This window comes from Ensifer sp. LC11, from assembly GCF_001695835.1.
GTDB lineage: Bacteria > Pseudomonadota > Alphaproteobacteria > Rhizobiales > Rhizobiaceae > Ensifer.
Window position 1 is genome coordinate 152,924 of sequence record NZ_MBSO01000067.1, and the last position, 24,107, is coordinate 177,030.

20 protein-coding genes are annotated in these 24,107 nt (G+C 61.2%); 3 read left to right on the top strand and 17 right to left on the bottom strand.

What is annotated here, in order from left to right; all coding sequences use genetic code 11:
- Positions 1-75 precede the first annotated feature (75 nt).
- The 4 genes from BBX50_RS27510 to BBX50_RS27525 form a co-directional block, all read right to left on the bottom strand.
- Entirely contained in the window at positions 76-279 is a 204-nt protein-coding gene (locus BBX50_RS27510) for a hypothetical protein (RefSeq protein WP_065778454.1), read from the bottom strand.
- 255 nt (positions 280-534) lie between these two features.
- A complete protein-coding gene (locus BBX50_RS27515; protein ID WP_083213838.1) occupies positions 535-1,344 on the bottom strand; it encodes an FkbM family methyltransferase in 810 nt (269 codons plus the stop codon).
- Between the two features lie 132 nt (positions 1,345-1,476).
- On the bottom strand, positions 1,477-1,941 hold the full coding sequence (locus BBX50_RS27520; protein ID WP_065778455.1) for a Crp/Fnr family transcriptional regulator: 465 nt from the start codon (positions 1,939-1,941) through the stop codon (positions 1,477-1,479).
- Positions 1,942-2,032: 91 nt separating this feature from the next.
- Positions 2,033-4,723 carry an ABC transporter transmembrane domain-containing protein gene (locus BBX50_RS27525; RefSeq protein ID WP_065778456.1) on the bottom strand — a complete coding sequence of 897 codons (2,691 nt, stop codon included), beginning with the start codon at positions 4,721-4,723 and terminating at the stop codon, positions 2,033-2,035.
- A gap of 303 nt (positions 4,724-5,026) precedes the next feature.
- On the opposite strand from BBX50_RS27525, the gene BBX50_RS27530 reads away from it, so the two are divergent.
- Complete coding sequence (locus tag BBX50_RS27530; RefSeq protein ID WP_065778524.1) at positions 5,027-5,701, top strand: hypothetical protein; 675 nt, start codon at positions 5,027-5,029, stop codon at positions 5,699-5,701.
- Positions 5,702-5,735: 34 nt separating this feature from the next.
- Here the strand turns inward: BBX50_RS27530 and BBX50_RS27535 are convergent, their stop codons facing one another.
- From BBX50_RS27535 to BBX50_RS27575, 9 genes are all read right to left on the bottom strand, one after another.
- A complete protein-coding gene (locus BBX50_RS27535) occupies positions 5,736-6,872 on the bottom strand; it encodes a glycosyltransferase (protein WP_139108250.1) in 1,137 nt (378 codons plus the stop codon).
- The gene (locus BBX50_RS27540) at positions 6,872-8,116 is read right to left on the bottom strand and encodes a glycosyltransferase family 4 protein (RefSeq protein WP_065778458.1); all 1,245 of its coding nucleotides are present in this window, start codon (positions 8,114-8,116) and stop codon (positions 6,872-6,874) included. Before BBX50_RS27540 ends, BBX50_RS27535 begins: the two co-directional genes overlap by 1 nt.
- A gap of 4 nt (positions 8,117-8,120) precedes the next feature.
- Entirely contained in the window at positions 8,121-9,338 is a 1,218-nt protein-coding gene (locus BBX50_RS27545; protein WP_065778459.1) for a glycosyltransferase family protein, read from the bottom strand.
- Between the two features lie 70 nt (positions 9,339-9,408).
- Positions 9,409-10,584: an ABC transporter permease gene (locus BBX50_RS27550; protein WP_065778460.1), complete on the bottom strand. Its 1,176-nt coding sequence runs from the start codon at positions 10,582-10,584 to the stop codon at positions 9,409-9,411.
- Complete coding sequence (locus BBX50_RS27555) at positions 10,581-11,579, bottom strand: ABC transporter permease (RefSeq protein WP_065778461.1); 999 nt, start codon at positions 11,577-11,579, stop codon at positions 10,581-10,583. The genes BBX50_RS27550 and BBX50_RS27555 overlap by 4 nt, the downstream gene beginning before the upstream one ends.
- A 1-nt stretch (position 11,580) precedes the next feature.
- Positions 11,581-13,482: an ABC transporter substrate-binding protein gene (locus BBX50_RS27560; RefSeq protein ID WP_065778462.1), complete on the bottom strand. Its 1,902-nt coding sequence runs from the start codon at positions 13,480-13,482 to the stop codon at positions 11,581-11,583.
- Positions 13,479-15,371 carry an ABC transporter ATP-binding protein gene (locus BBX50_RS27565; protein WP_065778463.1) on the bottom strand — a complete coding sequence of 631 codons (1,893 nt, stop codon included), beginning with the start codon at positions 15,369-15,371 and terminating at the stop codon, positions 13,479-13,481. The genes BBX50_RS27560 and BBX50_RS27565 overlap by 4 nt, the downstream gene beginning before the upstream one ends.
- A gap of 122 nt (positions 15,372-15,493) precedes the next feature.
- The gene (locus tag BBX50_RS27570; protein WP_065778464.1) at positions 15,494-16,444 is read right to left on the bottom strand and encodes a polysaccharide lyase; all 951 of its coding nucleotides are present in this window, start codon (positions 16,442-16,444) and stop codon (positions 15,494-15,496) included.
- 9 nt (positions 16,445-16,453) lie between these two features.
- Entirely contained in the window at positions 16,454-17,803 is a 1,350-nt protein-coding gene (locus BBX50_RS27575) for an adenylate/guanylate cyclase domain-containing protein (RefSeq protein ID WP_065778465.1), read from the bottom strand.
- Positions 17,804-18,175: 372 nt separating this feature from the next.
- On the opposite strand from BBX50_RS27575, the gene BBX50_RS27580 reads away from it, so the two are divergent.
- Positions 18,176-19,513 carry a nucleotide sugar dehydrogenase gene (locus tag BBX50_RS27580; protein ID WP_065778466.1) on the top strand — a complete coding sequence of 446 codons (1,338 nt, stop codon included), beginning with the start codon at positions 18,176-18,178 and terminating at the stop codon, positions 19,511-19,513.
- A gap of 70 nt (positions 19,514-19,583) precedes the next feature.
- Here the strand turns inward: BBX50_RS27580 and BBX50_RS27585 are convergent, their stop codons facing one another.
- A complete protein-coding gene (locus BBX50_RS27585) occupies positions 19,584-20,777 on the bottom strand; it encodes a DUF3095 domain-containing protein (protein ID WP_065778467.1) in 1,194 nt (397 codons plus the stop codon).
- A 278-nt stretch (positions 20,778-21,055) separates the two neighbouring features.
- Between BBX50_RS27585 and BBX50_RS27590 the strand changes: the two genes are divergently transcribed.
- The gene (locus tag BBX50_RS27590; protein WP_065778468.1) at positions 21,056-21,886 is read left to right on the top strand and encodes an MBL fold metallo-hydrolase; all 831 of its coding nucleotides are present in this window, start codon (positions 21,056-21,058) and stop codon (positions 21,884-21,886) included.
- Here the strand turns inward: BBX50_RS27590 and BBX50_RS27595 are convergent.
- The 3 genes from BBX50_RS27595 to BBX50_RS27605 all read right to left on the bottom strand — a co-directional run bounded on the left by BBX50_RS27595 (position 21,873) and on the right by BBX50_RS27605 (position 24,020).
- Positions 21,873-22,640 (bottom strand): polysaccharide deacetylase family protein, encoded by a 768-nt coding sequence (locus BBX50_RS27595; protein ID WP_065778469.1) that lies wholly within the window; start codon positions 22,638-22,640, stop codon positions 21,873-21,875. The genes BBX50_RS27590 and BBX50_RS27595 overlap by 14 nt on opposite strands.
- A complete protein-coding gene (locus BBX50_RS27600; RefSeq protein WP_065778470.1) occupies positions 22,637-23,734 on the bottom strand; it encodes a glycosyltransferase family 4 protein in 1,098 nt (365 codons plus the stop codon). The genes BBX50_RS27595 and BBX50_RS27600 overlap by 4 nt, the downstream gene beginning before the upstream one ends.
- A 67-nt stretch (positions 23,735-23,801) precedes the next feature.
- A complete protein-coding gene (locus BBX50_RS27605; protein ID WP_083213849.1) occupies positions 23,802-24,020 on the bottom strand; it encodes a hypothetical protein in 219 nt (72 codons plus the stop codon).
- Positions 24,021-24,107: the final 87 nt, after the last annotated feature.

Genomic DNA, 24,107 nt, shown 5'->3' on the forward strand with positions numbered 1-24,107 from the left:
CGGCATTTTCTGGTTGTATGGTAAACGCTACGGCGCAAGTGCCAAATCCCGGAGGAGCGGTCCGGGCGCTGGCCTCTAGCGCTGCGAAATTCTTCTTTTCGAGGCCATCGTAACCATCAGATACAGGAACAGGACCGGCCAGAAAATGCACACCAGAAGTCCGGCGAGCCGGTACATGTTCCAGGGCGCACGCGCCTGCAAGCCTTCGATATAGGTCATCGCCAGCAGGAACAACGCCGTCAGGCTATAGGCGAAACTAACAAAATATATCCAGGACATGCGGTCGTCCTCACGACACTTCGCAACCAGAAACAAAAAATAGCAACAGCCGGCTTATACCACCGGAAGTATCATCTTTAAACGAAGAATTAACTTTACTTCGAGTGTGGTTAACCGCGCCGAGAACCGTCAAAGATGACGGTGGCACGAAGCCTCACCCACCTTCGGCAGGGCTGCTCTTGCAACGGATTTGCGAAGACCTACTGCATGTTTCCTTTAATCGTAGCCGATTAAAGGACAAAAACATGCAGCAATTCAAAGCCCTACAGCGGCCTTTGCGCGTCTGACAAGACGCGCGGCGCTGTAGCGGTCGCGATCCCTGGCGACGAACAGCAGATCGAAGCCGCGGAACTCCCGGCGCGCAATCGATTTGCGCAGCGCCGTCCAAATAGCCCGGGGATTGTCGAGACGAAAGCCGCTGAAGCTGCGGATCAGTCGGATGGTAGCCGAAATCGTGCGCGCCACGCGCAGTAGCGACGACCCGCTGAGGGAAGCAAAGAGGATTTGCGGGTGAACTGCCAGCAGTACGCCGGCCGTCCGGTTGCGATCGATGGCTGCGAATTGGTCGAGCGCGCGATACTCGTATCCCTCGATGTCGATCTTGAAACACAGCCGCTCGGTGCGTGCCATATCCTGAAGCTCGGCGATCTTGACAGTCTGCGCTTGGATCGCTTCCCCGTTGTCATCGGCGATCAGCGCCGACGTTTCCGAACTGCCGAAGCCACCGCCGACCGAGTGCAGAACCAGCACGTCGTCCTCAGACAGCGCCGCATTGATCACGCGGACCTCGCCGCTATTTTGCGGTTGCATCTCCTTGAGGATGCCGAAACAGACGGGGTCAGGCTCGACGGTGATGACATTATCGGCGATTTGCGCGGCCCAATAGGGTGTCACTCCGATCCATCCGCCGATGTCGACGAAGGTCGTCTTGCCATCGACCAGGCGCTCGATGTTCTGGAACGTGCAAGGCTCCCAGTCGCCATTCTGCAGCCGCGCGAAAAAGCGCTTCTTTTCTGGCTTATCCGGAAACTGAACGGTCTTGTGGAAATAGGTTATCGAACGCATGGCGTTTCTCTAACCCATATCCTGATGAAGCGGAATCGTTTTTGCGAAGGGCTACCATGCCGCGAACGAATGCCTCGCCCGCGCGGTCCTTTCAGCGCATTGATGGAAGCAGCCAGACGCGCGGCGAAACGTTCAGGCGTCCACCGGTTCCAGGCGACCTCGAGCCTCGCTAAGTTCAGCCGTCGTCTGGGCAAGACGGTCGGCAAGCACGCGCATGATTTCCACAGCCATCTCCGGAAAATCGGCCAGAAGTTTGAGGAAGTCGTCCTTGCGAATACGCAGCGCCTCAAGCGGCGTGCTGGTGCGCACGGTCGCGGTACGCGGCGTATTACAGAGAATCGCGATTTCGCCAACGATCGAGTTCTGTTCGACCTCGGCAATCTTGAATGGGCCGCCGGCCGCGTTGATGAGCACCTCCGCCTTGCCGGAAAGAATGACATAGGCCGCATCGCCGATGTCACCCTGATAGAACAAAGCTTCGCCTGCGCTATACATGACCCGGTCGGACGTGAAGGCGAGAAGTTTCAGCTTTGCCGGTGGCAATCCTGAAAACAGGGTTATCCGGCGCAGCATTTCGACTTCATCTTTGAGCAACATCACAATCCGTGTCTCCGAGTTCCCGTCGGGAGCAAACTGGCTCCCGCATCGCGGCGGGACCATATGCTCGTGCCCTGACATTAATATTACATCAAGATGCCATTTCCTTGTAGTCGGGTCGTTCATCCACATTGGCGTCGTTCAGCAGGCGTCCGTTCTCGAAATGCGCGACGCGGTCGAATAGTTCCATCAGCGCCGGATTGGCAAGAACCCAGATGATCGCCGGATCGCGCCCGCTTTGATCGAGCATCGAGAAGACGTTTCGAACAACTTGCTCCTGCACGCGCTGATCCAGCGCCAGGAGCGGTTGGTTGAAGATGTAGAAATCACAGTTGCGAATGAGCGCACGCGCCAGGTCGAGCTTCTGCCGCTGGGCCGCCGTCAGGCGCTTGCCGCCGGCGCCAACATTGTAGTCGAAACCAAAGGCAAGCACTTCGTTGTAGAGGCCGCCCGCCTCGAAGAGATCGCGAACGATGGCGCGGATCTTTTCCGAACCGTCTGCATGCTTGTGCCCGATGCGTCCGAAGAGCACGTTGTCGATAATGCTGCCAGAGGCGATGAAACGGTTCGGGCGATAGTGCTCGATCATCCCGGCAAGATCGGCCGGCAGCCCCTCATCGAACTCGCGTCGGGCGGCGACGATCTTTGCCATCACCTCATCGGTCAACAGACCGAAACGATGCCGCGGCTCGATGTAATCGAAACACAGGCGGAGCACCTTGATCTGATCGTCCTCGGGAACCTCTGCCTTGCCGCGACTGCGCACCTTCTGGAGAATTGCCTCATAAACCGGTATTTCCTCGGCGGTCATGAAGGTCAATTGCTGGAAGAACGGGTGATCCGGCGGCAAGTCGCGGAACAGTTCGACGACGTTCTCGGCAATCTCGATACCCATCTCGTAGAACGTGTCACGCAAGCCGACCCGCTGCAGGATCGTCTTGAAGAACGGATGGTTCTCAAGCGCGTTCGCCCACATCGCCTGATCGGTGATCGTGCCAAACAGCATGTTTTCGCCGATCGTCGCCTCGATATTGTAGGTCCCCGGCTCAAAGAACACGACGAGGTCGCTGAGTTTCTCCTTCTCGAGCCGCTGGCGGAGTGCACTGCGCATCTCCACGATACCGGCAGCAAACTCGGCATGCCGCTGCGGATCGATGGTCGAGCGGACCGCGAGCGCCATGACGTCATTGGTCAACAGCACGGCATCGAGCACCGGCCGGATCTGGATGAGCAGATCGTCCGGCCCGCTCGCGCCCGCGGCGCCATAGTCGATCCAGTCGCTGTTGACGTCGAGGTGTGGGTTGCCGGCGAGCCGTGCCTCGGTCACCTCCCATTTGCGGTGCGACGCGCGCTCGCCCTCATAGACATGGTCCTTGAGCGGCGCATGTTTGAGCCCGTAGAGGACGTTGTCACCGAGACTGCCCTGGAAGACATAGACGTCGGACGAAGCGTAGGCGATACGCCGGCCGGTCACCGATTCCGGCATGTCCAGAATATCCTGCCCGCCGATGACCACCTTGCCGCTTGCCGGCCAGACCAGCCGGCCGAAGGCTTCGGCAAGGACTTCGCCGCCACCGGTCAGCGCCACTTTTTCGCCGGGCTGCACCTGCAGCGACACATGGTCGAGCAGGGTCGAACCGGCATCGTCGGTGACCGTCAGATTGACCGCCGCCAGCGGGCCGGCCAGAGGCTCGACAGCCACTGTCGACACCGCCTGAACCTTCGGGTCGAGCAGCGTATCGACACTGAATCGCTCCACCACCTGGGCATATTTGACCTGGACGTCCTGGCGGGCCTGATCCCAGTCGATCAGCTCCTTCAGCGGACCCGGGAGGTCCTTATAGGCACCGATGACGGCGACGAGCTGGCCGATGTCGAGGCGGCCCTGCAGCGCGAAGTAGCCGCCGATTGCGTAGAACAGGAAAGGCGTGACCTGCGCCAGGAAGTTGTTGATGAACTTGACGAGGAATTTCCACTGGTAGAGATCATAGCGGATCTTGAAGATCCGTCCGAGCTTGGCCGCGATGTCGGCGCGCTCGTAGTTGGAGGTATCATGGCCGCGGATCGCGCCGATGCCGTCGACGATTTCACTGACGCGACCGGAGAGTTCGCGCGCCGTCAATTGCCGTTCGCGGCCAAGCACCAGTAGCCGCTTGCGCATGCGCGGGATGATGACGGCCTGCACGGCGACGATCAGCGTTGCGATCAGTCCGAGCCAGAAGCTTTGCAAAAGGATGAACACCAGTGCCGTCAGCGCCTGCCCTCCGAGCAGGGCCGGCGAGACGAAGGCGTCGCCGGTGAAGCCGCCAAGCGGCTCGACCTCGTCCTTGATCATCGTCGCGATTTCGGCCGGCTTCACCCGTCTGAAGTGGCTGGGCGGGAAGCGCAAGACGCGATCGACCAGCTCGAACCGAATGCGCCGCAACAGGCGTTCGCCGAGCCGGCCCTTAAAGGTGTTGATGTAGAATTTGAAGAGGCCGTTGACGACCACCAGCGCCAGGAACACCAGACTGAGCGCGAGCAGCATGCCCTCACGGCCGAGTTGGAACCCGTCAAAGACATTGATCGTGCCAAGGTACGGCAGATCGAATGAAATCGACAGGAAGGCCTGCGTCGCCTCCGGACTGTCAAAACCATCGCCCTGGATCGGCCCGTTGACGATCTGCTTCGGCAGATCGAAGGACAGAAAATAGGGGATCATCGACAGCGCGACGACAACCAGGATCCAAAGCTGATCTTTGCGCGTATGGGTCCAGATATAGCGGGAAAGGCGTGGTTCCATGTTACTGGCTATAGGACCTTATTGAACACGACTGCTGCTGGCGGGTCGGGCTGCCATATGTCCCCAACACGCATCACTCTTCGGCGACGCCTCCGGATGGGTGCCTCTCGGCCCTCGCTCGCGAAGGGAACGCCTGCATATTCCGCCCGGCGCCGAATCCGGTTGATCGATTATGCAGGTGCGAGAAAAATCTGCAATGGACGCCGTTTCCAACAGGCGGCGTTGAAGTCAACTGCAGAGGTCGCGGTCTCGAAAGCACACGCCGTTATTGCACTCGCTTGGCCGCCAGCTTACAACGACCGCATGAAACACACCAGCCATCCGTCTTGCCAAACCGGCGATTGGTACGAGCATGCCTTTGATCTGGCACGCGGTATCGCCACCTACACGCGAAGCCCCCTGATCGATGGCATCGCCCGGGTCATCGCGAAACATCCCGACGCTCACATCGCCAACGCCTTCAATCACAAGCAGGTCGCCTGCAAGATCTGGGCACGCGATACACTCCTGGAGGTCGCCGGCCCTTCGTACGGCAAGATCGCCATTCTCGGCGGCTGGTACGGCATTCTGGGCGCGATGCTGCTGGAGGATTCGCGCTTCGAGGTCGCGACCGTCGACAGCTTCGACATCGACCCGGATGTAGAAGCCGTGGCGCAGACACTGAATGCAGCCTTCCCAGGCAAATTCCGCGCCTTGACGGCCGATATGTATGGGATCGACTACGTCGCGCTTCAGGCCGATCTGGTTGTTAACACGAGCTGCGAGCATATCGCCGACCTCAGATCGTGGCTCGGCCGCATTCCAGCCGGCACGCGCGTGCTGCTGCAATCCAACGATTACTTCAGCGAACCCACGCACATCAATTGCGTGGCCTCGGTTGAGGAGTTCACCCGGCAGGCGGCGCTGACGACGGTCGTATTCGCCGGCGCCTTGCCGACGAAAAAATACACGCGCTTCATGCTGATCGGCACGGCCTGATCTGCGCGGCAGCCATTGCTGCCGCGTGGCTTGGTCAGCGGCCGGACCAGCGCTCCAGAATCTCCGCGGTCTTGATCGCCCCGTTAAGATCCAGCGGCGGGACACTTGGCCTTGGCCGCGCCAGCATCGCCGATACATCACGCGCCAGCCGCTCGGGCGTCACCTCCGCCTCCGGCAACACCCCGGCAAGGCCGAGTTTTTCGAGCCTTGCCGCACGGGTCGACTGCTCCGTCTCGCCCCCGGCGACAAAGGGAATGAGCAGGGATGCGCATCCGGCACGGAAGATATCGCACACCGTGTTGTATCCGGCCTGGGACACGGACAGCCGGGCGCCCGAAAGCAGGCTCGCAAAATCCTTGCGGAAACGGAACAGTTGTACGCTTCCGGCGGCTGCGGCCGCAAAGGCGTCGTAATCGTCCTGCGGCAGGTTTGGCCCGGTGACCAGGCACCATTGCAGCTCCTGCGGCAACAGTTCGGCGGCCTGCAACGCGGCACCAATCAACTCCTTGCCGACAGCGCCACCGCCAGCAGAGACCAGGACGTCGAACCTTTCCGCCGGAGGTTCCGGTGCCGTTCCCGCCACGAGACCCGTATAAGCGATCTTGCCCTCGATCTCGGCGGCATAGGGGTAGGTCTCCTCGAGGCGTGCGAAGGCCGGATCGCCATGCACGAGCACGAGGTCGAAATGCGCCTTGACCACGTCGAGGGTTTCCTCGGCGCGCCCGGGCTTTGTCCGCTCTTGCAGGATATCGCGCAGCGACGCAGCGACGAGCGGCCGCGGTTTCTTCTTTTCGATCACCTCGAGCAACGGCATCAGCTCGAAACGCATCTGGCGCCGCCCGAAGGGGAAAGCTTCGAAGATGACGATATCCGGATCGCACGCCTCGAACGCCTCGATCAGGAGGTCGCGGCGCCTTTCCTTGAACGCATCGCTCACCGGAATTCCTTCGCTGTCGGCAAGCCCGGAAAACCCTTTGTCGCCGGCAAGCACAGGCGGCAGGGCCACATGCTTCACATCAGGCCCCGGGAAACCCGGCACAGGGTTTCCGCCGGTCACGACAGTGACATCGAACCCTCTGGCGGCAAGCGCGCTTGCGATCCGGCTCGCCCGCGCCAGGTGGCCGATGCCCAACAGATGCTGGACATAGAAGAAGATACGGCGCGCGCCCATCAGGAGGCTCCCCATTCTCTGGCAAACAGGTCAGCGAGCTGATTGATGCTGGTGTGATGGTCGAATTGCCGGCGAACCTTTTCCTCCGCCGCATCCCCGAGCCGGTGACGAAGGACGGGGTCACGGATGAGCTGTTCGAGGGCGGCCGCGAGTGCCTGCGGGTCCTCCGGCGGAACGACACGGCCGTTTTCGCCATCGTCGAGAAGTTCCGGCACCCCGGAAACGGCCGTCGAGACGCAGGCCAGCCGCTGGCTCGACGCTTCGACCAGCACATTCGGCAGGCCGTCGCGATCGCCGTCGGCCGTAATCCGGCAGGCAAGCGCGAAGATGTCGCTTGCCCGATAGCGCGCAAGCACATCGGTCTGGTCGAGCGCGCCTTTCCAGGCGACCCGATCCGAAACACCGAATTCGCTGGCCAGCAGCTTGAGCTTGCCCGTCAGCTCGCCGGCACCGATATGCTCGAACCGCCAGTGCAGATCTCGCGGCAGCAGCGAGAGCGCCTTCAGCAGCACGTCGTAGCCCTTCTTGCCGACGGCGCGGCCGACACTGACGATACGGACCGGATCGGACGGATCGGACCCATTGCGGTCGGAGTGTTTGCCCTCGAAACGGGGAAAACGATCGAGGTCGAGGCCATGGTAGCTGAGATGCACCCTTGCCTTCTCGGTCGTGAGGCTCTTCAAATGCTCGTAGCCCATCCGCGTACAGGTCACGGTCCAGCGCGCGCGCCCGAGCTTTTCGGAAAGCTCCCAGTCTGGCGAGGTCCAGATGTCCTTGGCATGCGCCGAGCAGGTCCAGGGCGTGCCGGCAATCACGCTGGCATAGGCCGTCACCGAAGCTGGCGTGTGAATGAAATGCGCGTGCAGCCAGCGCGGATCACCCGGCCATTCGGAGGCCAGCACCAAGGCCTGCCCGAACCGGCGAAAGCGGTTGCGGCTGAAGTCGCGTCCAAGATCCCTGAGGAAAAACCCGAAAGCCGGCCAGAACCCGGCTTTTGGCACGGATCGGATGAACGCGCGCAGCACCCGCAGCGGTTCCTCATGCAGATATTCCGGCAAATAGTGCACGTCGGCGCGGATCTCATCGTGCACCGGATGGCGCTTGCCATCGGTCGGACGCCTGAGCGCGATCAGGACGAGATCCAACCCGGCCCGTTCGAGGCCAAGCAGTTCTTGCGCGATGAAGGTTTCTGAAAGACGCGGATAGCCCTTCAGCACGACTGCAATCTTGCGGTCTGTCGGCAATGCTTCAGCTCGATTTCTTCACAATGTTGAGGTGTTCGCTCGATGGCCGGTCGAGCCACTTGCCTACGATTTCGGAGATATGCACCAGACCTTCAAGCCGCAGGCCATTGGCGCTGCTTTTCGATGGCGGGGCGCGGTAGGGCAGCGCCTTCAGCGCCGCCGCAAAACGCAGCGGATCTTCCGCTTCGTTCGGCAACAACATCTCGATGAGCCCCAGCTCGGCTGCGCGGCGCGCCCGGATCAGTTGCTCCTCGCGCGGCTGGATACGCGGCACAATCAGGGCCGGCTTGTCGAAGGAAAGAATTTCGCAGTAGGTGTTGTAGCCACCCATGGCGACGACGCCCTTGGCGCCGGCGATGAGTTCTTCCATGCGATTGTCGAATTCGATGATCTTGATAAACGGGATCTTGCTGCCCTTGCGGATCAGCTTCTCCCGCTTTTTGACCGGCATATAGGGCCCGAGCACGATCAGGGCATTATGCCTGAGCTCGGGATCCTGCTGATAGGCGTGGATGACATCGTGGATCAGGTCCGCACCGTCGCCGCCGCCACCGGTCGTGACGAGGATGTAGTCGCCTTGCGGCTTGTGGCCGGGCAATTCCTCCCGCGGAACGCTGCGCTGCAGGAAGCCGACGAAATTCATCCGGTCGCGTACGGCCGGCGGTACGTCGAGCTCGGTCAGGGGATCGTAGAAGTCCGGCGGACCATAGACCCAGATCGTATCGTAGTATTGCTCGATCTTGCGCATCGTATCGCGCCGCTTCCATTCCGCCTCGAGCAGGTGGGGCGCATCCATGACCTCCCGCAGGCCGAGCACCAGCGTCGTGCCATGCGCCTTCAGATAGGTCAGCGTCTCCTCCACCTCGCCGCGCAGACCCATGGGCTCCTTGTCGACGATGAAGATGTCGGGCTTGAAGGTCTCGGCCGTATGGCGAATGATCGCCTGGCGCATCTTCAATGTCTCATCCAGCTCGATGTGGCGGTCGAGTGAGGTATAGTCGCCGTTGTGCAGCTTGATGACGCTCGGGATTTTTACGAAATCCACGCGCGCGCGGTAGTCGAAAGCGCCGGCGATGGTTGCGCCGGAAATGATCAGGATGTTCAAACCGCGATAGTCTTCCACCAGCGAATGCGCGATCGTGCGGCAACGCCGGAGGTGTCCGAGCCCGAACGTGTCATGGCTATACATGAGGATCCTGGCATCTTCAAAACGCCGCATCATGCAAGGAACCTTTCGCTCAGGGTGCAATGAACCGTTTCACGCCGACCGCTTGCCGGCGTCAATTCGGGCTTCATTTGTAGGGATCGGCCGCGTCACGCAACCCATCTCCCAAGAAGTTGAACGCCAAAATCACAAGAATGACCGGAATTGTGGGAAATAGGAGCCAGGGATAAAAGGCAATGACACTGACACTTTTTGCCTCGGTTAACAGAATGCCCCAACTGGTGATGGGCGGCCTGAGGCCAAGGCCGAGGAAGCTAAGCGCCGTCTCGCCCAGGATCATGCCCGGGATCGAGATCGTGGCGGTTGCAATCAGATGCGACATGAAACCTGGAACGAGGTGCCGGCCGATGATGCGGCTGCTCTTCGCACCCATCAGCTGCGCGGCAAGGACGTAGTCCTCTTCGCGCAAAGCCAGCAATTTCGAGCGCACCGCGCGCGCGAGACCGGTCCAGTCCAAAAGCCCGAGGATGATGGTGATCGCCAGATAGATCAGGATCGGACTCCAGGTCGCAGGCATGATCGCGGCGAGCGACAGCCAGAGCGGAATGCTCGGGATCGATTGCAGCACCTCGATCACGCGCTGGACGATGAGATCGAAGACGCCGCCGTGATAACCGGCAAGGCCGCCGATGACGATACCAAGCACGAAGCTGACGGTAATGCCGAGCAGGCCGATTGTCAGCGAGATCCGGGCTCCGTAGATAACGCGCGACAGCACGTCGCGGCCGAGCCGGTCCGTCCCGAGCAGGAAGAGCTGACCGTCCTTTGCCGGACAGGCAAGATGCACATTGCTCTCGAACAGGCCCCAGAAGCGATAGCTATCACCACGGCAGAAGAAGCGGATCGGCTCCACGTCCGTGACATCGTCGGCATAGTTGCGCTTCAGTGTGTCCATATCCAGCGTCATGGTTCGGCCATAGACGAAGGGCCCCACGAACTTGCCCTCGTGGAACAGGTGCACCGCCTGCGGCGGGGCGTAGATGTAATCCATGTTGCGGGTATGCAGGTTATAGGGCGCCAGGAACTCGCTGATGACGATCATCAGATAGAGTGCCGCCAGGAAGACGCCGGAAACGAGCGCCAGCCGGTGACGACGGAACTTCCACCACATCAGGCGAAGCTGAGAGGCCTGGTTGACGCGCACCTGTTCGTCCGTCATCGCCTCGACAGAGTAGGGATCGAACGGGGCGGTCGAAACGTAGTGCGGCAGGGGCTCGCCGGGCGCCGGAAGAAATGACGTCACTTGGTGCTCCTGCCTTGCAGGCGAATTCGAGGATCGAGAATGGCGAGCGCGATATCGGAGATCAGCACGCCGATCACCGTCAGAAAGGCGAGGAACATCAGGAACGAACCGGCAAGGTACATGTCCTGGCTCTGCAAGGCCTTGATCAGCATCGGGCCTGTGGTTTCGAGCGACAACACGATCGCGGTAATTTCCGCACCGGAAATGATCGCCGGCAGGATGGAGCCGATATCGGAAATGAAGAAGTTCAGCGCCATGCGTAGCGGATATTTGAGCAGGGTGCGCGTCGGCGATAGCCCCTTGGCGCGCGCCGTCACGACATATTGCTTCTGCAGCTCATCCAAAAGATTGGCGCGCAGGCGCCTGATCATGCCGGCGGTGCCCGCCGCGCCGACGATGATGACAGGGATCCAGATGTGTTCGAGGATCGATTTCGCCTTGGCCCAGCTCATCGGTTCGGCCAGATATTTCTGGTCCATCAGATGACCGATCGAGATCCCGAACCAGATGTTGGCGAAATACATCAGAATCAGCGCCAGCATGAAATTCGGGATGGCGATGCCGATCAGACCCATCAGCGACAGGCCATAGTCGCCCCAGCTGTATTGATGGGTCGCCGAATAAAGGCCGATCGGAAAGGCGATCAGCCAGGTGAAGATGATGGTGACGAAGGACACGAGTATCGTCAGCCAAAGCCGGTCGCCGACGACGTCACCGACCGGCAGCTCGTACTCGAAGGAATAGCCGAAGTCGCCCTGCAGCATGCCGCCAACCCAGTGAATGTAGCGCAGCACCGGCGGCTGATCGAAACCGTACTCCTTGCGGAGCGCCTCGATCTGCTCCATGTCGACGCCTTCGCCCTGCGCCTTGATCTCGGCGATGTAGCTCTCGAAGTAGTCGCCGGGCGGCAGCTCGATAATGGTGAAGACAAGAGCGGAAATGATGAGCAGGGTCGGAACCATCGCCGCGATACGCCAGAGAATATAACGCAGCATGTCAGCCTTCCTGCTCGATCCAGAAAGTATCGGGTTTGTAGACGCCGAAGTAGCACGTGGGATCGAAGCCGTAGAGCGCCGTCTCCGGCACGTTCCTGAGCTTCTTGGCCACGAGGATCGGCTGTAGCGAGGCGTTGACGATCCCGATCGAGAAGACCTGGTCGGTGTAGATCGACAGCATCCGGCTCCAAATTTCCGTGCGCTCTGCATCCTCCGCCGAATGACGCCAGCGTTGCAGCAACTCCGTCAGCTCGACGGCGGCCGGCAGGTCCGGGGCCTGGCCCATTTCGCCATGTGACAGGTAGTTGAGCCCCCAGACCGGCCACTGCAGCTGGTCGTCGGCAGTCGGTGCAAGCTGCCCGGGGTTCATGCTGGCATTCGGGACGCCGTTATCGATCCCGAACCACATCGACATAATGATCTCGCCGCCGACGGCCCGGCTGCGGAACGTGTCACGCTGCGACGTGCGGATGAAAAGCGATATCCCGACTTTCTGCCAATAGTCGGTGATGAGCTGCAGCACATCGGTTTCGAGCGTGCTTTCGCCGGCAGTCTCCACGACGATCTGTGCGGCACGGCCGTCGGAGAGAATGCGAATGCCGTCGCTGCCTTTCTTGGTGAGACCCGCTTCGTCGAGCAGCGCACTCGCCTGCTCCGGATCGTGGGCGACCCAGGCGCTGGCATATTCGGGGCGGAAGAGCGGGCTGTCGGGCAGAACCGTGTCGGCGCTTTCCTTGGTCAATCCGTAGAAGACCGCCTTGTTGATCTCTGTACGGTCGATGGCGAGTGAGAGCGCGCGACGAACCCGCACATCCTGAAGCAGCGCCCGCCAGACAGCGTCCGAGCAATTGAGGTTGGGAAGAAGTGCCAGGCGCGAGCCTTGGGTCTTCTTCCAAAGCAGAACCTTGACCGGATAGCGCTTCTCGGAATCCTTGAGGAATGTGTAGTCGATAAAATCGACACCGGTCGCCTGCAGATCGCTTTCGCCCGTACCGGTCTTGGCCGGGATCAGCGCGGACGAGCTGACGTTGAGCACGAACTTGTCGATATAGGGAAGCTGCAGACCGTTCTCGTCGACACGGTGATAGTAGGGATTGCGTTCGAAAACGAACTGTTCGGCCGGCAGTGGCGTCGTGTTGCGCCAGGGATCAAGCGTCGGCAGGTCCGGGTTTTCAGGACGATAGGAGCGGGCCATGCGCATATGCAGCTGGCTCCATTTCTTGACACGCTCCTCCTTCATCAGGGCCTTGAGCTTGTCTTCTTCCTGGTACTTCTCGTGGAACTGCTTGAGGTAAGCCGAAGGCATTGCCACCACCAACGGCTGGGGGCCGGCGAGCTTCTGCAGGAAGTCCGGATTGGGCGTCGACCAGGAATAGCGCACGGTGCGTTCGTCGATGATCTCGAACTTTCCGGCTTCGCCATCCATCACGAGTGCGGTCGGCAGCCCCGCAGGCGTGAGCTTCTCGTTGTTGAGAACATCGTCCCAGCAATAGCGGAAGTCTTCCGACGTCAATGGGCTGCCGTCGGACCACTTGTGCCCTTCCCGGATATGGAAGGTAAAAATGCGGTCCTCGACTGCCTCGTAGCTTTCAAGCACATCCGCTTCGATTTTCAGCATTTCGTCATAGCCGACCAGCCGGGCATAGCCGTAGATGGTCATCAGACGAATGTCCTTGGCGCTGCCGATGATCATCTGCACCACGCCGCCGTGCTTGCCGGGTTGACGGCCCATGGCGGCGACATTGATGACGCGCGGCGTCTTGGGCAGCCGCTCGGCGAGCGGCGGAAGTTTGCCGTCGGCAATGAGCTTTTCCAGGAAAGCCGGCTCGCTTGCAGCCGCAAACAGCTGTTTTGGAAGGGCCACGGTTGCAAGCAATGCCAGTACAGTTCGGCGGGTGATCATGGCCGTAACTCCCTTGCATCCACGGAACGGCGTGCCAATACGAAATGGTCGCCGCCGAGATCCGCGGGGATAAGCGTGTCGCCAGCATCATCAGCACGGAACTGCGGCCCCCAGCGTCGCATGTCCGATCCTTCACTGTCCTTCAGCCTGTCGAAGTCGAGCTGCCGGTCGAGATCCGGATAGGGAACGGCAGCCAACAGCGATTTGGTATAGGGATGGACCGGCTTGCGCATCAGCACCTCGCGCGGGGCGAGCTCGACGATGCGGCCGGCGCACATGACGGCGATGCGATCCGCCATGTAGTCCACGACGGCGAGGTTGTGCGAAATGAACAGGCAGGTCAGCCCCAATTCCTTCTGAAGATCCTTGAGAAGGTTGAGGATTTGCGCTTGCACCGAAACATCGAGCGCCGAAACCGGCTCGTCGCAGATCAGCAGTTCCGGCACGAGCGCCAAGGCACGGGCAATACCGATGCGCTGGCGCTGACCGCCAGAGAAGCTGTGCGGATAGCGGTTGATGAAGCGCTGGTCCAGCCCGACCGCCTGCAGCAGCTCGCGCACGGTCTCGACGCGCGACTTCGCCGTTCCCCGTCCGTGGATCTCGAGGGGCTCGCTGAGGATGTTCTTGACCGTCATACGCGGCGAAAGCGACGAAACCGGGTCCTGGAAAACCATCTGAATCCTGGATCGCAGCGCCTTCAGCTCGTCGCCCTGTGCCTTCAGCACATCGATCGGGCCCTCGCCATTGTCGAAGGTCACCGAACCGGTGTCGGGCGTCACCGCACGCATCAGGATCTTGCTGACGGTTGTCTTGCCGCAGCCGCTCTCGCCGACAAGGCCGAGGCATTCGCCGCGGCGGATATCAAAGCTGACATCATCGACGGCGCGGTGGTACGAACTCTCACCGCCGCCGAACCACGAGGACTTCCGCGTCCCATAGGTTTTGGAAAGGTTGCTGACGGACAAAAGCACGTCCGGGCCGCCGCGTCGGCCGGCTGCGGATGTTCCAAGCACCGATCCGGCCTTGACCGGGACTTCGCGCAGGGCCTTGAGGCGTTCGCCGGGCTTCATGTCAAAGTGCGGAACGGCGGCCATCAGCCCCTTGAGATAAGGATGCTGCGGGTTGCGGAAGATCGCCTCGACCGGCCCCGCCTCGACAATCTGCCCGTGGTAGATCACCACCACCTCATCGGCCATATTGGCGACGACGCCAAGGTCGTGGGTGATGAGCAGCATCGCCATGTTGAGCTTCACCTGAAGCTCACGCAGAAGTTTCAGGATCTGGGCCTGCACCGTCACGTCGAGCGCGGTCGTCGGCTCGTCGGCGATCAGAAGTGCCGGTCGGCAGATCAGCGCCATCGCAATCATCGCGCGCTGACGCATGCCGCCGGAAAGTTCAAACGGGTACATGTCGTAGGCGCGCTTCGGATTGGCGAAGCCGACATAGCCGAGCAGCTCTTCCGTGCGCGCCCGCCGTTCGGCCTTTTCCGCGTCCGTGTGAATCTTCAGCACCTCGGAAATCTGGTTTCCGATCGTGTGGAGCGGCGACAGCGACGTCATCGGCTCCTGGAAGATCTTGCTGATGCGCGTGCCGCGCAGGCTGCGAATTTCGTCCCCCTCCCGCTCCAGCGAGAGCAGGTCGATCGGTTTTGCCGCCGTCCCGGGATCATTGAACAAAATTTTGCCACCAACCCTGGCGACGTTCGGCAAAATGCCCATCACCGCCTGGCTGATCGCAGATTTGCCGGATCCCGACTCACCGACGAGAGCCGTGACCTTGCCCGGCAGGATTCGGAAATTCGCATTATTGACGGCTTGCACTTCGCCGCCGAGCACCGAGAATGTGATCCGCAGACCTTCAACTCGAAGCAGGTCCGCCCCAGATGTCATAGCAGCACGCTTCCCTCATTGCTTTTTATCCGCCGCCTCTAAAAAAGACTAGCGCAGCTTCTAAGGGCTGTCCAGCATCGCGGGTTGCAGCCGAGGCTCTACCCACGTGCATCTTCAGTCAGTTAGGGAGATGGGCACACACCGTCTTTCAACACATCGGCGCAATTCGGTGAACGACGAAAGTCGTCATAAAACAGGGTCCAGTCGGTTGTGTCGGCCGCCCGATAGGGGCCGAACTTGAAATACTGGTTCTTGCCGAGGCCCTTGTCAGCGTGGCCGACGTGCCCCTTCACCGTGATGACAGGCTTGCCGTTGGCGAAGAGCTCGATATGCCCCGAGCCGGTGGCACCGGGCTTCGTAAAGATTGCAAAATCGATCCAGCCCGATTTCGGATCGGGCAGCGGGTTTCCATGTTTGGTAACCGTGATCGCATCGGTGCAGCCATTGAACAGGCTGCCGTCCTCGAGCTTCCAGTTGTCATCAGCGGCAACGAGCATGCGCATCTGGTTGACGCCGGGCCGTCCCCAGACCGGGATTTCACCCGGCTTGCAGCTTGCCGGCGTACCTTCCGGCCCCATCGTGAGCGGCGCGATATAGTTGGTCTCCACCGTCACGAAGAGCTTGCCGGCTTCGAGCCGCAGCGCCAGGAACGGGCTGAAATCGCCCTCTGCCCCGGGATCGATCTCGCGTTTCCATTGAGCGATCAGATACCTGTGGTCCTCGCTTGGAACCGGATCTGCAAACTTGACGGCGAAGCCGTACCAGACGCCCTGATCATAGGGCACCCGCAGTGCCGTTTTCTCCCAGATCTCCGCGCGCTCGCTGCAACCGTCGAGCGAATCGGGGCAGGTCGGAACGACGCTCAACTTGAGCGCAGCGTTTCCGGTGCGTTTGACGGAGCCTTGAAACTCGACCGTGCCGGCGCTCTGCTCGAAATTCTCGCGATAGTAGAGCCCGCCGTCCGGCGCGAAGTTCTGTCCCTCGAAGCCGTCGGAAAGCTTGGTTTCCCATGGCTGCGCCATCGCGCTCCCGGCCATGGCGATGGAAGCGGCGAAAACGACGGCTCGAAGCATTCTTCCCCCTTATTGAAGCATCTTGTCGATAAGGCCGCGCGGCGGCTGGAGCGGGCGCGTATTGCGATGAAGCAGCATGACATGCTCCGCCTCGGAAAGTCCATCCTGCAGCACATCATCAAAGCGCTCGTCCGCCCTTGCAAGCAGCGCCGCGTCATTGGGATAAAGAATGGTAAATTTCTGCCGCACGCCCCTCAGCTTCTCCTGGCCGAGCGCCGTCCAGTCGCCGCCGCAATAGTTGACGAAGGCTTCGCTTGCGACGACGCTGTGGGCGTATTTCTTGGTCAGGTTCTGCAACCTCTGGACCTCATTGACGGCCGAGCCGAAGGCGGAAAACGTCAACCGGTCGCGCAGACCGACATTGCCGAACATCACGTTGCCGACATGGAGCCCGATACCGTAGCCGATCGGGTCGCGGGATTGCTTGCGCCGCTCGCCGTTCAGCATCTCCATACGCGCCGTTGCCGCGCGCACGGCGGCAAAGGCCTCGCGGGCGGCAAATTCCGAGGGCTCCTTGTGGCGACCGCAGGGATAGACCGCGATGAAGCCATCGCCGACGAAGCTCAGGATATGACCGCCATTGCGATTGAAGGGGGCGGCAATTGCATCGAAATAGGTATTGAGCGTCTCGATGTAGGACTGGCGCCCTTCCTTTTCAGCCAGCATCGTCGAGCGGCGCATATCGGCCATGACGAGAATGGCGCGCACCGTTTCGCCGTCGCCACGGCGCACCTGGCCGCTCATCACGCGCCGGCCGGCACTGGACCCGAGATAGGTCGTCAACATGTTGTCGGCGAGCTTGCCGAGCACCGCCATCTTGGCGGCCACCGCCAGGTGATGCTGCAGCTTCAGCAAAGCCCCGATCACATCGTCGGTGAAGCCGCCATGGCGATCCGTCGTCCAGGACCCCACCATGCCGTGGCCGGAATCCGCGCCGAGCGACTGCATGAAGGCCAGATAGTCCGTTGCACCCATGTCCTTCAGATCGTCGAAGATCGGGAACTCGGATGGCGTGTCCTGGTAGATACGGCGGCGGACATGCTCGAGATTGTTGTTGAGCAAATAATAATAGGGGCTCTGCAGGAAGCGCTCGGGATTGAGCGCGAGTTCCTCATGCCGCAGACCGCTCACCTCAACGCCTTTGCCGCGGACCCAGGTAAAGCCGAGCGCGTCATAGAGCGGATGCAGCATCGAGAAGGAAAGGTGGACGCGCATCAGCGGCAGGCCGGCAGCGGCGAGCCGCTCGCAAAAGCCCCTGACGATGGTCTCCAGCGGCGCGTCGCTGAGCGATGTTCGCATCAGCCAATCGGCGACCTTGTCGATGAGGATTTCTGATACCTTGTCATTCGTCGTGGCCATTGCCTCGTCCTCACCATGACAGACCGCCCCCTCAGCATCCAGAGACGGCGAACGCCCCGGCGTAACGCCGGTCTATGTTCGCGGTGGATGATGATGAGCCGTGCCCGTTAAGAAAATGCTCCAGCCGATTCCGGCGTCGATGACGTGCAGGCACCCGGAATGCGGCGCTTCTACAATGCAGATATTGATGGCCCTCGGTGATTTCCAGTAGCCGGGCAAATTTTTGTTGCACGAAGAATTGATAGCCGGCGCAACGGCACGCCTCGCAGCGTGACCGGGCACCTCGCTTGACTTGGGGCTTGTTTCTCTCCAACAAACCACGACATGTTCGCGCGGCGCCACCCGTCTGTCCCCGAGACCTGGAAACGAAACTTGACCTCACCTCACTTCGAAAGCCTGCTGTCCTCCATCTCTGCGCGAAGCGCCAAAGTTGGCGTCATCGGCCTCGGTTATGTCGGCCTGCCGCTGGCGATTGCGGCGGCTCGCGCAGGATTTCCCGTCACCGGCTTCGACATCGACCCCGCCAAGATCGTCGCACTCGATGCCGGCAAATCCTATATCGCGGCGGTTTCAGATGCCGCCCTTTCGCAAGAGAGTGCTGCCGACCGCTTCCGCTCCACCACCGATTTCCAGAAGCTTGCGGCTTGCGACGTCATCATCATCTGCGTGCCGACGCCGCTGACCAAACACCGCGACCCCGATCTTTCCTTCGTCGAGAAGACGTCGCGCGCGATCGCCGCAACTTTGAGACCAGCGCAACTCGTCGTCCTCGAATCGACCACCTATCCGGGAACGACCGATGGCGTCGTGCGCACCATCCTCGAAGAAACCGGGCTTAAATCCGCTGCCGAGTTCTTCGTCGGTTTTTCGCCGGAGCGCGAGGATCCCGGCAACCCGGTTTATGAAACCGTGAGCATTCCCAAGGTCGTCGCCGGAGACGGACCCGAAGCAGCAAGGCTGATGGAGACGTTCTACGCGTCCGTGGTCAAGACCGTCGTGCCCGTGTCGTCGAACGCCACGGCGGAGGCCGTGAAGCTCACAGAGAACATCTTCCGCTCGGTGAACATCGCCCTCGTCAACGAATTGAAGATCGTTTACGAGGCGATGGGCATCGACGTCTGGGAGGTTATCGAGGCAGCGAAGACCAAGCCGTTCGGCTACATGCCCTTCTATCCCGGTCCCGGACTTGGCGGTCATTGCATCCCGATCGACCCCTTCTACCTCACCTGGAAATCGCGCGAGTACGAGCTGCCGACGCGGTTCATCGAACTCGCAGGTGAAATCAATTCGGCCATGCCGCGCCACGTCATCAGCCGTCTGGCTGAGGCGCTCGACAGACATGCGGGCAAGGCGCTCAGCCGTTCCAACGTTCTCGTCATCGGCCTTGCCTACAAGAAGAACGTTCCGGACATTCGCGAAAGCCCGTCCTTGCGCCTGATCGAGCTGATCGAAGAACGCGGTGGCCGAACGGCCTACCACGACCCCTACGTTGCCGAGATTCCGCCGACGCGCGAGTACGGCGGGCTCAAGGGTCGGCGCTCGGTCGCGCTCGAAAAGAGCACGGTGTCCGCATTTGATGCCGTGCTGGTCGCCACCGACCACGATCAGGTGGACTACGCAGCGCTTTCCGCCTGGGCGCCGCTCATAGTCGACACGCGCAACGTGTTTTATCGCAATGGGCTTTCCGGCGGCCACATCGTCAAGGCGTAGCCTCACAACTCCGGGTCAGCGGGAGCCAGCCAGCGCCGATGGGGACGTTCAGGCTGTGTGGTACAACGTCCTAGGCATCACCGCCCGGGGCCTGCCGAGCCACCTCGGTGCGCGCCAGTGACGCCTTGAGCTTGCTCGCGGCCACCGCGTAACCACCGGAGGCCCCATCGACGAAATGGATGTGGTCGCGGGTCATCGGCGTCGGCACGATGCAGGTCATCAGCGCCGAATCCTGCTGGTGCAGGCCGTAATGCCCGACCCCTTCCGCGGCCGCCTGCCGCAGACGCTGCTCTATCCGTTCCAGGCGTGCGGCACTGATATCGATGGTCATTTTCAGGCCGTCGTCGAACTTGCGGAAATCAGTATTGTCCGCGAGGTCGCGGCGGTACCGGGTCGTGTCGAACGAGCCGAGGTTCCAGCCCATCTTGAGACAGACGAACAGGACCAGCGTCTGCAGCGTGATCCAGCAGCGCGCGGCAACACGCCTTCCTCTGGGTGCGGCTGCGCGCACCTCCGCGTCGATCCCCTTGAAGGAAAACCGCGGGTTCGGCCCAAGCTCGGGAACTGGATGGCCGTTGCGCTCCTCCTCGTCGGCCAAGGCGACGATGTCGGCAATGAGCGCCTGGAACTCTGGCCCGTCGCCCTTCTCACCCGGTACAGCAATGATCGAGGCAATGGCGCCGTGGCGAGACTGGATCGGGTTCCAACGACAGGAAAGGCCGGTCAGATCGGGCCGGCTGCCGGCCGCGGCCGCATCGACGTGGTAGCGCCCGGCCTTCATCGCCGCTTCGGCCCAGCTTGCGCCGCCGCCGGCAAACATTGCGTAGGAAACCTCGTCGCTCGCCTTGAAGCGCGCGACACGCATGTCGAGACCATTGGCGCGGATATCGCTGACCGGTACCAGAGCAGCGCGCAATTCGAGATCAAGCTCCTCGGCCACCCAGGTCTTCACCGCCGAGAGCGCGCCATGCGCCTTCTCGGCCATGGATGCCGGCAATGCCGCCAACGCGCCATCGCCTCCGAAAACAAAGGGCATCGTCTTTTCTTCGAGCACGTTCATCAGGGCCGATATGACGCTGGCTCCGGCCATGTTCACCGTTTTGTAGCGGCCGTCCGCGATCGCACCCGTCGAATTGACGATATCGGCAACGGCCAGGACCCAGCCGTCGGGAAGCGGGCGATAGTTCGCCTCGTCCGCGACCCCTTCGAACGCATCGAAAAGAGGCACGGTGTCGTAGAACCGTCCATCTGTCGCCTCAGCCATGCGTGACCTGTTCCCTAAGTTACAGTTCGTTCGATAGATAATTTACATAACAGGGCGATAAAAAGTTTCATATGCCGTTGCTAAGGGCACCACCGACCTGGCGAACCCAGCAGAAATTGAGGGCCTCGCCGGACGATTTGGGTACACCGCCCTTGGCGAGGCTAGGGTAACTTTCCAAATAATAACCCATGGCATTGCAGGGGTGCGGCCATATGTGCTTGTTTAACAGTCACACAGGGATCAAAATGATCCAAGCGTGCGTAGTGAAGCCAAACTGAATGCGTGACGACAACTTTCGAGTGCGGTTCTGGGGCGTAAGAGGAAGTTTGCCGGTTTCCGGCCAACAATACCTCGCCTATGGGGGAAATACGTCCTGCATCGAGATCCGATGCGGCAAGGATGTATTGCTGTTCGATGCGGGGTCGGGAATACGCGAGGCAGGCCATTCCCTGATCGCCGAAGGTGTGGAAGAGTTTGACCTGTTCTTCACACACAGCCACTACGACCACATCATCGGCCTTCCCTATTTCAAACCGATCTACAAATGTCGCAATTCGGTTCGGTTCTGGTCGGGCCACCTCCACGGCACGATGACCACAAGGGAAATGATCCGCGACTTCATGCGCCCGCCGTGGTTCCCCGTCGACCCGGATATCTGTCAGGCAAGCCTTGACGGGATGGATTTCAAGCCAGGTGACGTGCTGACGCCGCGCGAGGGAGTAACGATCCGCACGACGAGCCTCAATCATCCAGGTGGCTGCGTGGGCTATCGGATCGAATGGAACGGCCGCGCCGTTGCTCTGGCCTACGACACCGAGCACGAGCCCGGCATTCTCGATCCGGGCGTTCTCGAGCTGATCGCCGGGGCCGATCTGTTCGTCTATGACTGCACCTATCTCGAAAGCGAGATGACGCATTTTCAGGGATATGGACATTCGACCGGCATGCATGGGGCCCGGCTGGCGATGGCCGCCGGCGTGAAGCGGCTCGCGATGTTCCATCACGATCCGTCCCGCACCGACAACGCGCTCGCGGAAATGGAGCGCGACGTTCAGGCGACCTTTGCCGGTGCCTTTGCCGCCCGTGATGGACAGATCATCGATCTGTGACTTGGCGGCCAGAGAGCCAGCGGCACGCAGGATGCCTGACCGTTAGCGCAAAGAGGCCTTCCAGGAAGTCCCAGACGCCATCATCGTGTACCAGGTGGTGCGTCAGCAGACCGATTGTCCGTCCCGTCTGGTCCGCCCTCTCCTCTTCGTCACCACAGACCTGGCGAAGTCTCGTCATGATGTCCGCGATGATCAATGCGTGGTCGCGGCAGCCGCGCGTCCCGCGCCAGTCCATGACGTCGACATGGGTGTTGACGACGGAAAGCGGCGAGGGCTTTTCCGGGCCGAAGACCGATAGCGCCGTGAACCCGATGTCCGGCAGGCCATCCAGAAGCGCGGCATCGATCCTGTTCCAAGGCGGCACGAGCATTGGCACGAAACCTGCCGGGAAAAGCATCTGCAGCCGCGCGTAGCCGCGTTCGAGTTCCTGGAGCACTGTCGCGCGCGGCCGGTGTCCGCCCAATTCCTGCTTCTTCTCCAGAGGCGGCGCGTGGTTGCGATGCGCCCAGCCATGCACCGCGACGCTGGCACCGGAAAGCCCTTCAAGTCGGCGCGAAAGCGCGTCGGTAGCCTGGGCCGGCGGAACGGCGATGACCACGGGAACCGCGTATTCGCCGACAAGCGACAGCAGCCGGTCGAGCGCCGCCGTCGGCTCGGCGGCATCGTCGTCCCGCCACCAGAAATCCACCTGTCGCCCGAGTGCCGCCACCTCATCGAGCTTCGCGGAAAGCTGTTGCCAATGGCTGTCGGTCATGCACGCGCCTCCAGGAATTCATCGAAAATCGCACGAAGTCGTTGTGCTGCAGCCGGGAACGAGCGCTCCTCGTGGACAAAGCGGCGGGCGGCCGCGCCCAATTGCCGACGGCGGACCGGATCTCCGATCAGGTCGCGCATCGCCGCCGCATAGGCGCCGACATCGCCTTCCGGCGTCAGGATCCCGGTCTCACCGTGACGGACCACCTCCGGCACGCCGGCCGTTCGTTGGGCAAGAACCGGCAGGCCGGTGGCTTGCGCTTCGAGATAGGCCAGTCCATAGGCCTCGCCACAGCCGGGCCAGACGTAGAGATCGCCGCTCGCAAGGATACCCGGCAGGGCCGCCGCCTTCTTTTCACCCAGCCATTGCAGTCGGCTGGAAGGCAATGCCGCGAAGGCTTGCTGCACCTCCTCGCGACAAGGCCCATCTCCGACAACCGTCAAGACCCAGGGACTGTCGGCAATGAACGCCAGTGATTTTGCCAGCATCCGGTAGCTGTCCATCTTGTCGCCGCTGCGCATCATCGCCACTGCGACCATCCGGCAGCCATCATTGCTCCTGTCCCTGGTCGACACGAACGGCGTCGCATCGATGAACGGCGCCAGCATCGCATGACGACAGGCAGGGGCAGCTTCCAGAAGGCCGTCGCGGTCGCGCCGCGTCAGACAGATATTGACGGTCGCCTGTTCGATGGCCGTCAGGACATGCCGCTGGGCGATGGCGCGTACGCCTTCGTTCCGCCGCATCGAATAGGATGCCTCGGCCGTCACATAGGGCATCGAAAACTCGGCGGCAAGCACCGGCCCGAGAAGATCCGGCGCCTTGTAATACGGATGGTAGCAGAACCAGAGATCGGGAGCGCCATCACGCTGCCAGGTGCCTCGAACACGGGCGATTTCCGCGTCGGCTTCCCGCTCCAGCTGATGAAACTCGTCTGCAGACGGAGCCGCCAGGAAGCTGCGCAACTCCGAGACGACAGCGACCTCGTGGCCATCAGCTTGCAACGCTGCCATCAGCTGGCGCGCCATCAACCGGTCGCCCGAGGGAACCGGGTGATCGGGAGATTTCAGCGGTGCGTAAAAGGCGATCTTCATCCGCAGCGAGCTATCGTGCCTTCGCAAGAGACTGTCAACCGAGTGAGACGCAAGCACCGTTGGTTCGTCAATCGATCGGCAGATCGTAGTAGTCCCTCCGGATGAGCTTCAGCGAGCGATCCGGCTCAATCACGTAGGTTTCCTGCACGAAACTGTTGCCGCTCGTGAAGCGGTGCGGAACGAGGCTGCCGACAGGTGACTTGGTCAGTTTCGTGCGCGGTTGCCCGCCATAGGTGATGCTGCCGGGGATGGGCTCAAGGTCCGGCGTGGTGCAGCCAACGACCATCAACGCAATGATTGCGAATAGACCCGACGACCGGCCGATACCGGAGATACCTCGTGCAGAGATCATCGTCTTCACCTCCTGGCTGGG

Excerpts from the sequence above, each read along its gene's own strand:
- BBX50_RS27510 (WP_065778454.1), bottom strand. The coding sequence starts at position 279 with ATGTCCTGGATATATTTTGTTAGTTTCGCCTATAGCCTGACGGCGTTG.
- BBX50_RS27515 (WP_083213838.1), bottom strand. The coding sequence starts at position 1,344 with ATGCGTTCGATAACCTATTTCCACAAGACCGTTCAGTTTCCGGATAAG.
- BBX50_RS27520 (WP_065778455.1), bottom strand. The coding sequence starts at position 1,941 with ATGTTGCTCAAAGATGAAGTCGAAATGCTGCGCCGGATAACCCTGTTT.
- BBX50_RS27525 (WP_065778456.1), bottom strand. The coding sequence starts at position 4,723 with ATGGAACCACGCCTTTCCCGCTATATCTGGACCCATACGCGCAAAGAT.
- BBX50_RS27530 (WP_065778524.1), top strand. The coding sequence starts at position 5,027 with ATGAAACACACCAGCCATCCGTCTTGCCAAACCGGCGATTGGTACGAG.
- BBX50_RS27535 (WP_139108250.1), bottom strand. The coding sequence starts at position 6,872 with ATGGGCGCGCGCCGTATCTTCTTCTATGTCCAGCATCTGTTGGGCATC.
- BBX50_RS27545 (WP_065778459.1), bottom strand. The coding sequence starts at position 9,338 with ATGATGCGGCGTTTTGAAGATGCCAGGATCCTCATGTATAGCCATGAC.
- BBX50_RS27555 (WP_065778461.1), bottom strand. The coding sequence starts at position 11,579 with ATGCTGCGTTATATTCTCTGGCGTATCGCGGCGATGGTTCCGACCCTG.
- BBX50_RS27560 (WP_065778462.1), bottom strand. The coding sequence starts at position 13,482 with ATGATCACCCGCCGAACTGTACTGGCATTGCTTGCAACCGTGGCCCTT.
- BBX50_RS27565 (WP_065778463.1), bottom strand. The coding sequence starts at position 15,371 with ATGACATCTGGGGCGGACCTGCTTCGAGTTGAAGGTCTGCGGATCACA.
- BBX50_RS27570 (WP_065778464.1), bottom strand. The coding sequence starts at position 16,444 with ATGCTTCGAGCCGTCGTTTTCGCCGCTTCCATCGCCATGGCCGGGAGC.
- BBX50_RS27575 (WP_065778465.1), bottom strand. The coding sequence starts at position 17,803 with ATGGCCACGACGAATGACAAGGTATCAGAAATCCTCATCGACAAGGTC.
- BBX50_RS27585 (WP_065778467.1), bottom strand. The coding sequence starts at position 20,777 with ATGGCTGAGGCGACAGATGGACGGTTCTACGACACCGTGCCTCTTTTC.
- BBX50_RS27590 (WP_065778468.1), top strand. The coding sequence starts at position 21,056 with ATGCGTGACGACAACTTTCGAGTGCGGTTCTGGGGCGTAAGAGGAAGT.
- BBX50_RS27595 (WP_065778469.1), bottom strand. The coding sequence starts at position 22,640 with ATGACCGACAGCCATTGGCAACAGCTTTCCGCGAAGCTCGATGAGGTG.
- BBX50_RS27600 (WP_065778470.1), bottom strand. The coding sequence starts at position 23,734 with ATGAAGATCGCCTTTTACGCACCGCTGAAATCTCCCGATCACCCGGTT.
- BBX50_RS27605 (WP_083213849.1), bottom strand. The coding sequence starts at position 24,020 with ATGGTCGTTGGCTGCACCACGCCGGACCTTGAGCCCATCCCCGGCAGC.